Origin of the sequence: Flavobacterium buctense, assembly GCF_014486695.1 — a bacterium.
GTDB classification, from domain to species: domain Bacteria; phylum Bacteroidota; class Bacteroidia; order Flavobacteriales; family Flavobacteriaceae; genus Flavobacterium; species Flavobacterium buctense.
Genome location: NZ_JACTAB010000007.1, coordinates 92,541 through 107,022 on the forward strand (window position 1 = coordinate 92,541; position 14,482 = coordinate 107,022).

Annotated in this window: 12 protein-coding genes; 8 read left to right on the forward strand and 4 right to left on the reverse strand. The window is 36.6% G+C overall.

The window, feature by feature from the left end:
• Position 1: 1 nt before the first annotated feature.
• Genes ICG50_RS11030 through ICG50_RS11040 form a run of 3 tightly spaced genes read right to left on the reverse strand, consistent with a single transcriptional unit; the run spans position 2 to position 2,642 of the window.
• Complete coding sequence (locus tag ICG50_RS11030; protein WP_222940192.1) at positions 2–565, reverse strand: acyltransferase; 564 nt, start codon at positions 563–565, stop codon at positions 2–4.
• Positions 566–570: 5 nt separating this feature from the next.
• The gene (locus ICG50_RS11035; RefSeq protein WP_187660979.1) at positions 571–1,668 is read right to left on the reverse strand and encodes a DegT/DnrJ/EryC1/StrS family aminotransferase; all 1,098 of its coding nucleotides are present in this window, start codon (positions 1,666–1,668) and stop codon (positions 571–573) included.
• Positions 1,665–2,642 (reverse strand): GNAT family N-acetyltransferase, encoded by a 978-nt coding sequence (locus tag ICG50_RS11040; protein WP_187660980.1) that lies wholly within the window; start codon positions 2,640–2,642, stop codon positions 1,665–1,667. Before ICG50_RS11040 ends, ICG50_RS11035 begins: the two co-directional genes overlap by 4 nt.
• A 173-nt stretch (positions 2,643–2,815) precedes the next feature.
• Between ICG50_RS11040 and ICG50_RS11045 the strand changes: the two genes are divergently transcribed.
• The 8 genes from ICG50_RS11045 (at position 2,816) to ICG50_RS11080 (ending at position 13,596) form a co-directional block, all read left to right on the forward strand.
• Complete coding sequence (locus ICG50_RS11045) at positions 2,816–4,549, forward strand: T9SS type B sorting domain-containing protein (RefSeq protein WP_341432457.1); 1,734 nt, start codon at positions 2,816–2,818, stop codon at positions 4,547–4,549.
• Between the two features lie 51 nt (positions 4,550–4,600).
• A complete protein-coding gene (locus ICG50_RS11050; RefSeq protein ID WP_187660982.1) occupies positions 4,601–5,392 on the forward strand; it encodes a TrmH family RNA methyltransferase in 792 nt (263 codons plus the stop codon).
• Positions 5,393–5,408: 16 nt separating this feature from the next.
• A complete protein-coding gene (locus ICG50_RS11055; protein ID WP_187660983.1) occupies positions 5,409–6,977 on the forward strand; it encodes a serine hydrolase in 1,569 nt (522 codons plus the stop codon).
• 116 nt (positions 6,978–7,093) lie between these two features.
• Complete coding sequence (locus ICG50_RS11060; RefSeq protein WP_187661013.1) at positions 7,094–9,313, forward strand: RelA/SpoT family protein; 2,220 nt, start codon at positions 7,094–7,096, stop codon at positions 9,311–9,313.
• Between the two features lie 87 nt (positions 9,314–9,400).
• Positions 9,401–9,865: a Fur family transcriptional regulator gene (locus ICG50_RS11065; protein ID WP_187660984.1), complete on the forward strand. Its 465-nt coding sequence runs from the start codon at positions 9,401–9,403 to the stop codon at positions 9,863–9,865.
• Between the two features lie 165 nt (positions 9,866–10,030).
• Positions 10,031–11,302: an adenylosuccinate synthase gene (locus ICG50_RS11070; RefSeq protein WP_187660985.1), complete on the forward strand. Its 1,272-nt coding sequence runs from the start codon at positions 10,031–10,033 to the stop codon at positions 11,300–11,302.
• 138 nt (positions 11,303–11,440) lie between these two features.
• Positions 11,441–11,839 (forward strand): FKBP-type peptidyl-prolyl cis-trans isomerase, encoded by a 399-nt coding sequence (locus ICG50_RS11075; protein WP_187660986.1) that lies wholly within the window; start codon positions 11,441–11,443, stop codon positions 11,837–11,839.
• Positions 11,840–12,072: 233 nt separating this feature from the next.
• Complete coding sequence (locus ICG50_RS11080; RefSeq protein WP_187660987.1) at positions 12,073–13,596, forward strand: T9SS type A sorting domain-containing protein; 1,524 nt, start codon at positions 12,073–12,075, stop codon at positions 13,594–13,596.
• A gap of 181 nt (positions 13,597–13,777) precedes the next feature.
• Here the strand turns inward: ICG50_RS11080 and ICG50_RS11085 are convergent, their stop codons facing one another.
• Positions 13,778–14,299 carry a CIA30 family protein gene (locus ICG50_RS11085; protein WP_246448739.1) on the reverse strand — a complete coding sequence of 174 codons (522 nt, stop codon included), beginning with the start codon at positions 14,297–14,299 and terminating at the stop codon, positions 13,778–13,780.
• Between the last annotated feature and the right edge of the window lie 183 nt (positions 14,300–14,482).

Sequence of the window (14,482 nt, forward strand, 5' to 3'; positions counted from 1 at the left end):
TTTATAAATTTCGGATTACTTTCGCAGGATTTCCGGCAGCAATTGCATTTTCAGGAATATCTTTGGTCACTAGGGAACCATTGCCTATCACAGCATTTTTACCAATAGTTACGCCTTTCAAAATAGAAACATTATCGCCTAAAAAAACATTTTCACTAATAAAAACTGCAGCTGATTTTGGGTCACCCTCATTTCTTTGGTTAGGATCTAACTGATGCCCGTCATTGTCTATGATAGCACAATTTACACCAATTAAAACGTCATTTTGGATTGTTAATTTAGAAAAAGCCACGGCAGAAAAACCATTGTTTATCGAAACATTATCGCCAATTACAATTTCACTATCAGAATTTCTGGCTTCCAAATAGGTGTAATGCGAATAGTAATTTGGTGAATTAGTAACCCCAATCTGAACATTTTTACCAAAAGAAATTTTCCCTTTTCCCTTTAACAATAAAGGATGAAACAACTTAGGCTGACCCGAAATGCGGCTACAATCGGAAAGCCATCGGTATTTCCACACTCGGAAAGCGACAAAAAAGAAATGATTTAGTTTGGATCCCATTCCCATTAGTACTGATTTAAAATTGTGATTATATAACTTACTTCTTCTTCGGTCATTACCGGACTCAAAGGCAAACTAATTACTTCTTGATGGATTTTTTCGGTAATCGGAAACGAGAGCGAATTCCATTTCGACAAAGCTTTTTGTTGGTGTGGCGGAACCGGATAATGAATCAATGTTTCAATGTCATTTTGTTTCAAAAACTCCTGAAATTGCGCTCTGTTTTGGGTTCGAACCACAAACAAATGAAAAACGTGATTGTCTGTTCCATCCCAAAAAGGCAATGTAATTTTGTCGTTTTTGATTTCAGTCAAATACCGCTTAACAATATCTTTTCTCTTTAGATTTTCTGCATCCAAATGCGGCAACTTTACAGTCAAAAATGCGGCTTGCAATTCATCTAAACGAGAATTTACCCCTATAAATTCGTTATAATACTTTTGTTCCGAACCATAATTTCGCAAAGCAAAAAGAACTTTGGCTAAATCGGCATCATTGGTTGTAATCGCTCCGGCATCGCCCAAAGCTCCGAGATTTTTTCCCGGATAAAAGCTGAATGCTGCCGCATCCGAAAGATTTCCGGATTTTCTGTTTTGATAAGCGGCACCATGAGCCTGAGCTGAATCTTCAATGACCAATAAATTATGCTCTTTGGCTATAGCGTTTATTTGCTCCATTTCGGCTAATTGCCCATAAAGATGAACCGCTAAAACGGCTTTGGTCTTAGAAGATATTTTATCAGCAATTAAATCGGGATTGAGGTTGTAGGTTTCTAATTTAGGTTCTACCATAATCGGAACCAAATCGGCTTGTAAAATAGCTAAAATACTGGCAATGTATGTATTTGCAGGAACGATAACCTCATCGCCTTTTTGCAATTTTCCCAATTGAATGTATGCCTTAAAAATCAAGACCATTGCCTCCAATCCGTTGCCTACGCCTATGCCATATTTAGTACCGCAGTACTGAGCAAAACTGCTTTCAAAAGTTTTGACTTCATCACCTAAAATAAACCAACCCTTGTCCAATACCTGTTGCATTTTTTCTTGAAATGCAGTTTGATAAGGCAAATTGATTTTATGTAAATCGAGGAATTTTATCATACCAAAACGTTTTCTAACAATGTATAATTGGCGGTTATCACTTCATAATAATCCTGAACGGTTGTTTTGGCTCCAAAACTTTCCTTCCAGAACAAAATACCTTCGTTAATCTTTTTACCATTTTCTTCGTGTGACGGACCAAAGTCGAAATAAATTTTATCTTTAAAAACTTCGGTGATCAAATGGTGGTATAAAAAATCTAAACTTCCCAATTCATTTTTTTGTTCATTACCCGAAATATATTGCGGATGCGCCACATTATCAGTCACAAAAACAGTTGTTCCAGCCACAATTTTATCATTATAATAGACATTAAAATGACGAATATTGTTGGGGAATTTCTCTTGTAAATTGATGATTTCCTGATAAGTATGTACCGGTTTGGATTGGTGCTTTTTGTCAAGATTCGGGATCAATATTTCGGTCCAAAACTGTTCAAAATTGGTTTCTTCTTTAATTATAAGGTGATGTTTTTGGGCTCGATGAATACACTTTTTTCTGTTTTTTTTGAAAGAAAACGGTTGTTGTAAATCGATAACCGAAAGACAATCCCTACGAATGAGTTGGGCTTCCAACAAAAACAAAACGTATTCTATCTCTTCTGAAAAGAACGAATTATAGATATTTGGAATTAATTTCAATTGAAAACTTTCAAATTGATTTTGATGCAAAAATTTGAAGACGGATTTAGCAATGGTAATGACTTCGCCTAATTTTATTTTTTCACCAAAAACAAAACCTCCGTAGGTTAAACCTTGATGTGAAAAAAGCTTATTTTCTTTAGTATTCACCGGAATTACAGCCACCAATTTTTGCCCTTCAAAAACCAGTAAGGAATAGTCTTCAAATCTATCCGAATGATATTCCATAAAATCGCGATGGAATAAAAAAGTAGCATTTTTGGCTGTGCTGATAAAAGCATTCCAAAGCAAAAAATCGGCCGATTGATAACGTCTTACTGTATAGTTTTTCACAAGTGTGGTTTAAACTTTGGAAAATTAAACATTTATTTTTTAATAGCATTCATTAGACAAAAAATATGAAATCCAAAATAATTACTTATTTTTAACCTACTAAATTTAAAATTGCCTTGAATTTAAAACGAAAATTGCTATTATTTATTGCCTTTTTCCTCAACATTTACTGTGTGAGCGGACAAGACATTACCCTATATGAGCAATTCAACGGAAGGTATGATTTTACCTTTTTTGGCAATACTTTAAACACTCAGGAAAACAATACCACAACAAATTCAGTAACGGTTACCTCATCGGCAGCAACTCTGAATTTAAATCCGACAGATGTTATCGAAAAAGCCTATTTATATTGGGCCGGAAGTGGTGATGGTGATTTAAATGTAACGTTGAATACAACGGCTATCACACCCGATAGAACTTTTGCTTTCAGTAGGTTTTTTGACGACCTTGAATTTACTTATTTCAGTGCTTTCAAAGATGTTACCGCTTTAGTCCAAAATGCCGGAAATGGCACTTATACTTTATCGGATCTTGACATTTCTCCTTTTGAAGATTTACACTTGCAAAGAAGAACAAACTTTGCAGGCTGGGCTATCGTAATCATCTATAAAAACCCCAATTTACCTTTAAACCAAATTAACATTTATGATGGTTTAGAAGGCGTTCCGGATGAATTATCCATCACACTAAACAACTTAAACGTGGTTGATAATCTTAACTCTAAAGTTGGTTTTTTAGCTTGGGAAGGTGATGCGGCCTTAGCTACCGAAGAATTCAGAATTAATGGCGATTTATTGAGTAATACCTTAAATCCGGCCAGTAATGTATTTAATGGAACTAGTACTGTTACCGGAAATACCGGTTTATTCAATATGGATTTAGACATCTATGAGATACAAGATTTAATTGCTATAGGAGAAACCACTGCAGAAATATCTTTGACCTCCTTTCAAGATTTTGTGATGATCAATGCGGTAGTCACCAAACTAAACAGCCAAATTCCTGATGCCACTGTGACCATAAATTCAGTCAATAAACAATGTGATTCGAGAACTGTAGTGGTAAATTATTCTGTATCCAATTTAAATTGTACCGGTCCGCTTCCCTCTGAAACACCTATTTCGATTTACATCAACGGACAGTTAATTGAGATTACAGAAACTACAGTGTCTATTCCGGTTGACGGATTCATAACATCACAAATTACACTGGTATTGCCGGAGTGGGTTCCGAATACTTTCGAAATTAAATTCGTAGTAGACGATAAAGGCGACGGAACCGGAATCGTCAACGAATTAGTAGAAAACAATAATATATTTTCAGTTAATGAAGCCTTGGGAACATCACCAACTTTTAACGATTTAGAAGATTTAATTTCCTGTAATGAAGGCTTTACCCAAGCTACATTTGATTTTTCAAGTTATGAAGCATTGGTTAAAACTGACCCGGAAGATACTGTTGCTTTTTATGACAATTTTGATGATGCCGGTAACGGAATTAACCCTATAACAAACACCTCGAATTACATCGCCACCAATACTCCTAAAGAGATTTTTGTTAGAATTAACAATCAAAATTGTTACACCACAACTTCTTTTTTATTGACTTCAAGAAATTGTCCGCCAACGGTTTACAACTATGTCTCCGCCAATAATGACAGCAGAAATGATACTTTTACTATTGGAGGTTTGCAAAATATTTTCCTCAACTACAAAGTAGAAATCTACAATCGATGGGGGAAATTAATATGGACCGGTAATCAAAACACCTCTAATTGGGATGGTTACATCAAAGAAGGATTGGGAACCAAGAATGCACCCGACGGAACTTACTTCTATTTATTGTACTTAAATGACCCGGATTACCCTGAACCTTTGAGTGGCTATTTGTATTTAGTTCATTAATAAGAAAAACTTTGTAATTTTGTTCCGAAACATCGGGATTACAACTCCATAATGAAACAAATCACCAGCGCACAAAATCCGTATATCAAATCTTTGGTTCTGCTACAGGAAAAAGCCAAAGTCAGAAAACAATCAGGTACTTTTTTGATTGAAGGACAACGCGAAATCGAATTGGCACTCAAAGGACAGTACGAATTGGAAACCGTTCTTTTTCTCCCGGAATTAATCACAGAGCAACAAATAACCAAAATAACGCAGAATCAAATTCCACTAATAGAAATCTCCAAAGAGGTCTATCAAAAACTAGCTTATCGCGATACAACTGAAGGCATTCTTGCGGTAGCTAAAATTAAATCGTTACAACTTTCCGATTTAAAACTACCTGAGAATCCTTTGATTGTGGTAATGGAAGCCATTGAAAAACCGGGAAACATCGGCGCCATGTTGCGCACATGTGATGCCGCCAAAGTTGACGCCGTTATTATTGCCAATTCCAAAACCGATTTATACAACCCCAATATTGTTCGCTCAAGCGTTGGTTGCTTATTCACTAATCAAATAGCGACAGCATCCACAGAAGAAGTAATTACGTATTTAATTAAAAACAATATTAATTTTTACAGTGCAACGTTACAAAACTCGACCTCATACCATACCCAAAACTACAACCAACCTACCGCATTGGTCGTTGGCACGGAAGCCACCGGACTATCCCAACTTTGGCGAGAAAAAGCCACACAAAATATCATTATTCCCATGCAAGGGGAAATCGATAGCATGAACGTTTCGGTAGCTGCAGCGATTTTGATTTTTGAAGCCAAACGCCAAAGAGGATTTCAATAATTAAAAATTTTAAATTATGACTCGAACGAAAGTGAACTGGCGAAGCAATTTTAAATTGTCATTGCTGTTTGTATTAGCAAGTATTAAGCTATCTGCCCAAATTACAGAGAAAGAAGTAGATGCCTTAGTTGAAAACACTCTCAAAACCTTTAACGTTCCGGGTATTGCCGTGGGAATTGTCAAAGATGGAAAATTGGTTTTCGCTAAAGGTTATGGTGTAGCCAATATCAAAACCCAACAAAAAGTAGACGCCAATACCTTATTCGGAATTGCTTCCAATAGTAAAGCATTTACGGCATCAGCTTTGGCTATTTTGGTGGATGAAGGAAAAATAAATTGGGATGACAAAGTCAAAAAATATTTGCCTGAATTCAAAATGTACAATGACTATGTCACCAATGAATTCACTATTCGCGACTTGTTAACCCACAGAAGCGGACTCGGATTAGGCGCAGGCGATTTAATGATTTGGCCCGACGGACATGATTTTACGCCTAAAGACATTGTAAAAAACATCCAATATTTAAAGCCTATTTCCGGTTTCAGAACCAAATATGATTATGACAACTTGCTTTATGTAATTGCCGGTGAAGTAATTGAAAAAGTTTCCGGAAAATCGTGGTGTGATTTTGTAGAAGAACGACTGATGAAACCCATTGGTATGTATAAAAGTGCGGCTTCTTGGAATAGATTAAAAGATACTACCAACACTATCGTTCCACATGTTCCCACCGACGGAAAACTGGAAATTGTACCAAGATATACGAATCCTATTTTTGATGCCGCTGCCGGATTGTATGCTTCTGTAAATGATTTAAGTAATTGGTTAATCGTACAAATGAACAAAGGAAAATATGGCGAAAACCAACAATTGTTCAGCGAAAAACAATGGAAAGAAATGTGGAAATCTCAAACCATTTTGCCTTTGTCAAATCCATATCCTTATACTTCTAATTTCAGAAGTTATGGTTTAGGCTGGCGATTAGATGACATTAACGGCCATTTGCAAGTCTCCCATACGGGCGGTTTAGACGGAATCGTGACACAAACTATCATGATTCCCGATGTTAACTTAGGGATTATTGTTTTGACCAATCAACAAAGTGGCACTGCTTTTACCGTAATCTCTAATACTATTAAAGACAGTTATTTGGGCTTGCCAAAGTTTGACCATTTGGCTTATTTGAGCGAAGAAAGAAAGGCTAAAGAAGACAACGCCGATAAAATCACCGAGAAAGTTTGGGCAAAAGTCAATCAAAATGTAAAAGATAAAATCAAAATCGATTTCAAAAAATACATTGGCACTTACCAAGACAAATGGTTTGGCGAAGTGACTATTTTTGAAAAGAAGGGCAAATTATACTTTGCTTCCAAGCGTTCCAAACGATTAATTGGGGAGGTTTTCTTTTACAAAGACCAAAATTTTGTAGTGAAATGGAATGTCAGAAGCTTTAATGCCGATTCACATCTTTTCTTTGATTTAGATCCTAATGGTCAAGTCAATCACTTCAAAATGGAAGCCATTTCACCTTTAACGGATTTTAGTTATGACTTCCATGATTTGGATTTTAGACGGGCAAACTAAACTTTATGCTGAAATTCAACCCCTTGAATTTTTGATTCCTTTGTCTTTGGAAATTGCGCTTTGTTGTTGCACATCTCGTTAGTTATTCCTAATTTTAGGAATTGAATGAACTTGCTATGATTGAAATTGATTTAGAAGAGGAAAAAAAAGCTATTGCCCGAGAATACAAAGAATTACTTCGCATAAGTTACCAAACGCTTACCGATTCAGATAAAAAATTGATTCGAAAAGCCTTTGACGTAGCGGTTGACGCTCACAAAGACCAACGCCGTAAGTCTGGGGAAGCCTATATTTTTCACCCTATTGGCGTGGCCAAAATTGTTGCCTCCGAAATTGGTTTAGGCGCCACCAGTATCGCCGCTGCATTAATGCACGACGTGGTAGAAGACACAGATGTAACCATAGAAGACATCGAAAAAATGTTCAATCCGAAGATTGCGCATTTGGTGGAAGGTTTGACCAAGATTTCCCAAGTCAAAAAAGACATGAACATTTCTATGCAAGCGGAAAATTTCCGTAAAATGCTATTGACATTGAATGATGATGTTCGGGTAATCTTAATCAAAATTGCCGACCGTTTGCACAATATGCAAACCATGGATTCCATGCCGGATTACAAACAGGTGAAAATCGCTTCCGAAACTTTATACATTTATGCACCACTCGCCCATCGTTTGGGATTATACAACATTAAAACCAAGTTAGAAGACTTAGGTTTAAAATATACTGAACCGGATGTTTACACCGATATTGTCAGCAAAATCAAGGAAACCAAAGAAGAACAAGACGCTTATATCGCAACAATTTCCGATGTATTAAAGAAATCATTAGACGAAGAAGGCGTTGAATACACCCTCAAAGGCCGACCGAAATCTATCTACTCCATTCGCAGAAAAATGGCAGCGCAAAACGTCACTTTTGATGAAGTTTACGATAAGTTTGCCCTCCGAATTATATACAAATCCAACTTACACGACGAGAAATTCCTCGCCTGGAAAATTTATTCCATAGTTACTGATCATTATCGTCCGAGTCCGAGTCGCTTGCGCGATTGGATTTCATCACCCAAATCAACCGGTTATGAAGCTTTGCACATCACGGTGATGGGACCAAAAGGCCGTTGGGTAGAAATTCAGGTGCGAAGCGAACGCATGGACGAAATCGCCGAAAAAGGATACGCCGCCCATTACAAATACAAACAAGGCGCTACCGAAGAAAGCGGTTTAGACACTTGGCTTAACTTGTTAAAAGAAGCTTTGGAAAGTTCGGAAACCAATGCGGTCGACTTTGTAGAAGACTTCAAAATGAATTTGTATGCCAAAGAAATCTTTGTCTTTACGCCTAAAGGAGAAATCAAATCGTTACCCAAAGGCGCCACTTCACTCGATTTTGCCTTTAGTATTCACTCCGAAATCGGAATCAAAACCCGAGGCACACGTGTCAACGGAAAGCTTGTTCCGCTCAATTTCGAATTAAAAAGTGGTGACCAAATTGAAGTCATTACCTCTGTCCACCAAAAACCAACCATCAACTGGTTGGATTATGTTACTACCTCAAGAGCTAAAAATAAAATCAGAAATGTCCTGAATGAAGACACCAAAAAAATTGCCGAAGACGGTCGAGAACTATTGACCCGAAAAATGAAACACTTAAAGATTACTTTGAGTGAATCGGTGATTAATGAGTTGGTGAACTTCTTCAACCTTAAAACCAGCTTAGACTTGTTTTACCGAGTAGGAATCGGCTCCATTGAAAACCAGCAACTAAAAGATTTTGCGGCGCAAAAAAGTAATTCCTTGATGAATTTCTTTAAGAATAAAATCAAGCGTTCCCCAAGTTCAAAACCCGATGAAATCAACAAACAAGAGCTTAGTAAGAATTTTGACATGCTCGTTTTTGGTTCGGAACAAGACAAATTAGATTATAAACTGTCTTCTTGTTGCAACCCCATTCCGGGCGACGAAGTGTTTGGCTTTATCACCATCAACGAAGGCATTAAAGTTCATAAAAAAGATTGTCCGAATGCCATAACATTGCAGTCAAATTACGCTTACCGTATCATGCAAGCCAAATGGATTGACTCTTCGCAACAAGAATTCAAAGCCATTTTAAAAATTACCGGCATGGACAGTTTAGGGCTGACCAACGAACTGACCAAAGTAATTTCAAATAACATGCACGTAAACATTCAAAGCATTTCCTTGAGCGGTGAAGCCGGAATTTTTAACGGACAAGTAGCAGTAATTGTGCAAAACAACAGCATACTAAAAAAACTCATCGACAATATTAAAAAAATAGATGGTGTTGATAAAGTAACGAGAGTCTATACGAATTGAGTTGGGAGTTTTGAAACTTTGAACTTTAAACCTTAAACTTTGAACCCGAAACTTTGATACCTTAAACAAAAAAATTACCTTTGCCGTATGACATTAATTGCTACCGATAATATCAAAAATCAAGAGACCGTAAAAAACGTTTTTACGATGTACTTGGAGAACAAAGGGCATCGCAAAACCCCTGAGCGCTATGCTATTCTACAGGAAATTTACGACAGCGAGGAGCATTTTGACATCGAGAATTTGTACATCAAAATGAAAAACAAAAACTATCGTGTCTCTCGTGCGACTTTGTACAATACTATTGAGCTTTTATTAGATTGCGGTTTGGTTCGCAAACACCAATTCGGGCAAAACCAAGCGCATTATGAAAAGTCTTATTTCGACAGGCAACACGATCACATCATCATGACCGATACCGGTGAAGTAATTGAGTTTTGTGACCCAAGAATACAAACCATCAAACAAACTATCGAAGAAATATTTGGTATTGAGATTCACAACCATTCGTTGTATTTCTATGCCAACAAAAAATCAATTGATAATGGATAATTAACAATTGATAATGGGTGTTGCTTATGGCCCGGGCTTTTCGTTTCAATCCCTAACACGGCAAAACAATTAAAATTAAACTAAGTTCAAATAAAAACACAACTCAATTGATGGTATACAAAGATTCATTCATTGTCAATTATCAATTATCAATTATCAATTAAAATGACCGTAGATTTACTACTCGGATTACAATGGGGAGACGAAGGAAAAGGAAAAATAGTTGACGTTCTGACTTCAAAATACGACATCATCGCAAGATTTCAAGGCGGACCCAACGCCGGACACACTTTAGAATTTGACGGTATCAAACACGTTTTAAGAACCATTCCTTCAGGGATTTTCCACAGCAACAACATCAACATCATCGGGAACGGTGTCGTAATTGACCCGGTGGTTTTTAAAAGTGAAATTGATGGCTTGGCCAAATTCAACCTCGACTTAAAATCAAAACTAATCATTTCGCGCAAAGCGCATTTAATCTTACCGACACACCGTTTGCTCGATGCCGCTTCTGAAGCCGCTAAAGGCAAAGCGAAAATCGGCTCGACATTAAAAGGAATTGGCCCAACGTATATGGACAAAACCGGTCGTAACGGATTGCGTGTTGGCGATATTGAATTGGCAGATTTCAAAGAAAGATACAGAGCCTTAGCCGACAAACACGAGGCGATGATTGCGTTTTACGACGTAGCCATTCAATACAATTTACCTGAGTTGGAAAAAGAATTCTTTGAAGCCATTGCCGATTTACAAAAGCTAAACTTCATAGACAGCGAAGAATATTTGGCACAAGCTCAAAAAGCCGGAAAATCTATTCTTTGTGAAGGCGCTCAAGGGTCGTTACTGGATGTTGATTTCGGAACGTATCCTTTTGTAACTTCTTCTAATACAACCGCTGCCGGTGCTTGTACAGGTTTAGGCATTGCCCCTAACAAAATCAAAGAAGTATACGGAATTTTCAAAGCTTACACGACTCGTGTGGGTTCGGGACCATTCCCTACGGAGGATTTTGAGGAAGCCGGCGATGTGATGGCGAAAGTAGGAAACGAATTCGGCTCAGTTACCGGAAGAAAAAGACGTTGCGGTTGGTTGGATTTAGTTGCCTTGAAATATGCTATCCAAATCAACGGTGTAACCCAATTGATGATGATGAAAGGCGATGTACTTTCGGGCTTTGACACTTTGAAAGTGGCTACGGCTTACAACTACAAAGGCGAAGTGATTCACCATTTGCCTTATAACATCGAAGAAGAAAACGTAACACCGATTTATACCGAATTCAAAGGTTGGCAAGCCGATTTAACCGGCATGACGACTTATGACGCTTTACCAAAAGAACTAAAAGAATACATCGAGTTCATAGAAAAAGAAGTCGAAGTACCCATCAAGATTGTTTCGGTTGGACCGGATAGGAAACAGACGATTACGAGATAATAAAGAAACCCTTTCAGTGATGAGAGGGTTTTTCTTTTGGTAGTGTTTTTTTGTATATTAGCAGTAGGATAGATTGACAGTCGTAGCTATCTGTTAGTTGGCAGTAATGCGCTGAAAACCTTGAAAATTTATCAACTTATGAAATTATTTAACACAATATTTTTGATTTTACTATTTAGCAGTTGCTCGAATAAAATTATTTCAACAAAATCAGGGTTACAATATCGTATTTTAGAGAATGGGAATGGAATAAAAGCCAAAGCTGGTGATGAAGTCTTTATATATGAAACAACTAGTTACAGAAATGGAACTATTCTATATTCAAATTATAATTCTAGTTCACCCGTAAAAGTTTTAATTGGTGGAAATCAAGCAACAGCAGCTGTTGACGAAGGATTACGTGGGATGCAAGTTGGAGAAATTCGTGAATTAATTGCTCCTAATTATTTAGTTAAGAGAAAAGGGTACCCGAGTAATGTTAGTCCAGATTCTACTCTTGTAATTAAAATTAAATTAGATAAAATTGAAAGAAGGTAATATTCGTACTGCTAGCAACAGTGGTTATCAGTTATAGCTGGTTTTCTTGAATTCCGATAACACGGATTTACAACCCCGATTCCAACATCACGGATTTATAATCCGTGTTTTCCTAAAATACCCAAAACCATTCCAATCGAAAGTTTCCCGCATTTCCTGCCTGTTTTGAAAACAACTTAACAAGCTTATTTTTAAAATTTTACATACATTTACCGTTTTTTAAAACAGTCTTTATGAAAAGAATTATTACTAGTATACTTTTGGTTATTTCCGCTATCGCCTCTTCCCAAACCTTGAGTTGGAATATTGCGGACAGTTTTGATAATTTCAGTTATTCGGCAGCAGTTTGCAGGATTGATTCGAATGACAATATTTACACCAAATATTCCACAACCTTAGTCCAATATGGAGATGCCTTGGGTTATATTGAAAAATACAATGCCGGAGGTACAAGAGATACCTCATTTGGTACTAACGGCGTTTTAGCACTTAATCCCTTATTACCGGGATCGGGTTCTAAATATGTCTATTCTTTTGAAATTACCAATGACCAAAAATTACTGTTTTTAGCCAAAAGTGGGTCTCTCCTCTATTTTTTAAGACTAAACACTGACGGAACGCTCGATACTACTTTAAATGGAACCGGAGTTAAGCAAATTCTAACCGATACCAATAGGTATTATGAGCACTTTTCACCTTCAATGATTAAGGAAGGTAACAACTATTTTATGAGCCATAATTTTGATACTATTCTAAACCAAAGGCTTGCAGAAGTTCACTGTTTTGACGACTCCGCTAATTTGGTTACCACCTTTGCCAACCAAGGTCATTTTTTAGTAAACTATGGAGCGCTCTACACTTCCTACTGTTCGATTAGAAGTATATTTTATACCAATAATTCATTATACATCTCCGGAACCGGTTATGTAAACAGCACTACCAATGACCGTTACCTTACCAAGCTAAATCCGACAACAGGCCAGCCGGATACCAATTTCGGAACTAACGGGCAACTGCTTTTTAACGACAGAATCCCTAGCCTAATTCAGGCCGATGGCAAAATAATTTACATAAGATCCGTTGATATCAGCCCTGCTCAACAAGACCTGCAAGCTACCAGATATTTAGCCGACGGAACTGTCGACAGTACTTTTGCCAATAACGGCACAATGACCGTAGCAGCTGCTTGGACGAGTAGTAGTTATGTAAAACCTTATAATCTGCCTAACGGCGATATTCTTTTACATTATCGACTTACTCTATTTGCCTCTGATAAAGATGCTGTGATGTATGTAACCAATGCAGGAGTAAAAAACACTAGTTTTGGTGGAAATGTTATTGATAATGGAAATCCGGTGTTAGGAAGTTTCGGTCTTCCGACCTATAAAGCCAATCCGGGAAATTTAAGTCTTGGCACTAATTATTTTGTAACAACTTCTGAAAGACAAGCGCTGCCACAAAGCATTACTACAACAAAAATTAATTACACCTTTCAGACCTTATCAAGCAATGATAATAACCTATCCGGTTTTAAAATCCTGCCTAACCCAAGTGATTCTGAAATAAATATTGTAAGTTCTGAGGCTTTTACCACTGTTCAAATTTACAATATTGAAGGCCGATTATTGCAAACATCGGTAACGACTAATCCTATGCTTGAAAAAAGACTAGACATAAGCAGCTTGTCAAAAGGAGTTTATATAGTTGAGGTACAATCAGAAAATAAAAGGGAAATCCAAAAGTTGATTAAAAATTAAATTTGAGAGTACCTAAAAGTCTCAAAAACAACCATTTAAGCATTTACTAACCTATCAAGTCTAAAAATAAGACCGGAGATAGAGAACAGACAATAACGAGATAATACAGAAACCCTTTCAGTCCCGAAGCCTCGGGAGAGAGGGTTTTTATTTACTGGTCTAAAGAAGAATCTATTTTAAGCTACTTTACCTCTATTTTATCAATAACCAATTGAAAATTTTCATCGGTCTTATTGCCAATCAAAAAAGCAATTTCTTCTAAACTTATTCCATCATAATTGGGAAGGTTTAAAGTTCTGCCTCTAAATGAGGCATACATTTGATTAATGGGTATTTCTATAGTTTGCCATTCCGATGTGGTTTCAAATTCATATATATAGGAATAGTAATCATTTACTCTTGACTTCACTCGGAACTGATACTTTTTCTTATCGCCTTTCAATACTATACTAAAAACCTTGTATTCTTTGATTGATGTTGTTTTAAAAAAATGGCGAACCGAACAAAAACCTCCATTATTTTTTGTAGAAACAAATCCATTAAACACTCCATTGCCGGCATCATCAATAAAAAAATCACTCGATGAAACTCCACCCATCACACCATCGTCAACGATATTCCAATCTGTAACAGTACTATCATTATTAAAATCAAAAAGTAAAATAGGATTCATTACAAAAGAAATTATTAGAATGTAAAGCATAAATAAAAAATTAAAAACCCTTCAAATGTAACCACATAGATTAAATCAAAATAGTATTTAACAGTTTTGATGGACTTTATAACAATTGTTTAAGCTGCTAAAAACTAACACTTTTAAACTATTTATTTTTTTTGCACACAACCTCAATAAATTGTTTGGAAAGATTTATAATTGAAATTAATT

Bases quoted from the DNA above. Each gene is read 5' to 3' on its own strand.
- ICG50_RS11055 (WP_187660983.1), top strand. From the start codon at position 5,409: ATGACTCGAACGAAAGTGAACTGGCGAAGCAATTTTAAATTGTCATTG.
- ICG50_RS11070 (WP_187660985.1), top strand. From the start codon at position 10,031: ATGACCGTAGATTTACTACTCGGATTACAATGGGGAGACGAAGGAAAA.
- ICG50_RS11035 (WP_187660979.1), bottom strand. From the start codon at position 1,668: ATGATAAAATTCCTCGATTTACATAAAATCAATTTGCCTTATCAAACT.
- ICG50_RS11030 (WP_222940192.1), bottom strand. From the start codon at position 565: ATGGGATCCAAACTAAATCATTTCTTTTTTGTCGCTTTCCGAGTGTGG.
- ICG50_RS11050 (WP_187660982.1), top strand. From the start codon at position 4,601: ATGAAACAAATCACCAGCGCACAAAATCCGTATATCAAATCTTTGGTT.
- ICG50_RS11065 (WP_187660984.1), top strand. From the start codon at position 9,401: ATGACATTAATTGCTACCGATAATATCAAAAATCAAGAGACCGTAAAA.
- ICG50_RS11060 (WP_187661013.1), top strand. From the start codon at position 7,094: ATGATTGAAATTGATTTAGAAGAGGAAAAAAAAGCTATTGCCCGAGAA.
- ICG50_RS11080 (WP_187660987.1), top strand. From the start codon at position 12,073: ATGAAAAGAATTATTACTAGTATACTTTTGGTTATTTCCGCTATCGCC.
- ICG50_RS11075 (WP_187660986.1), top strand. From the start codon at position 11,441: ATGAAATTATTTAACACAATATTTTTGATTTTACTATTTAGCAGTTGC.
- ICG50_RS11085 (WP_246448739.1), bottom strand. From the start codon at position 14,299: ATGCTTTACATTCTAATAATTTCTTTTGTAATGAATCCTATTTTACTT.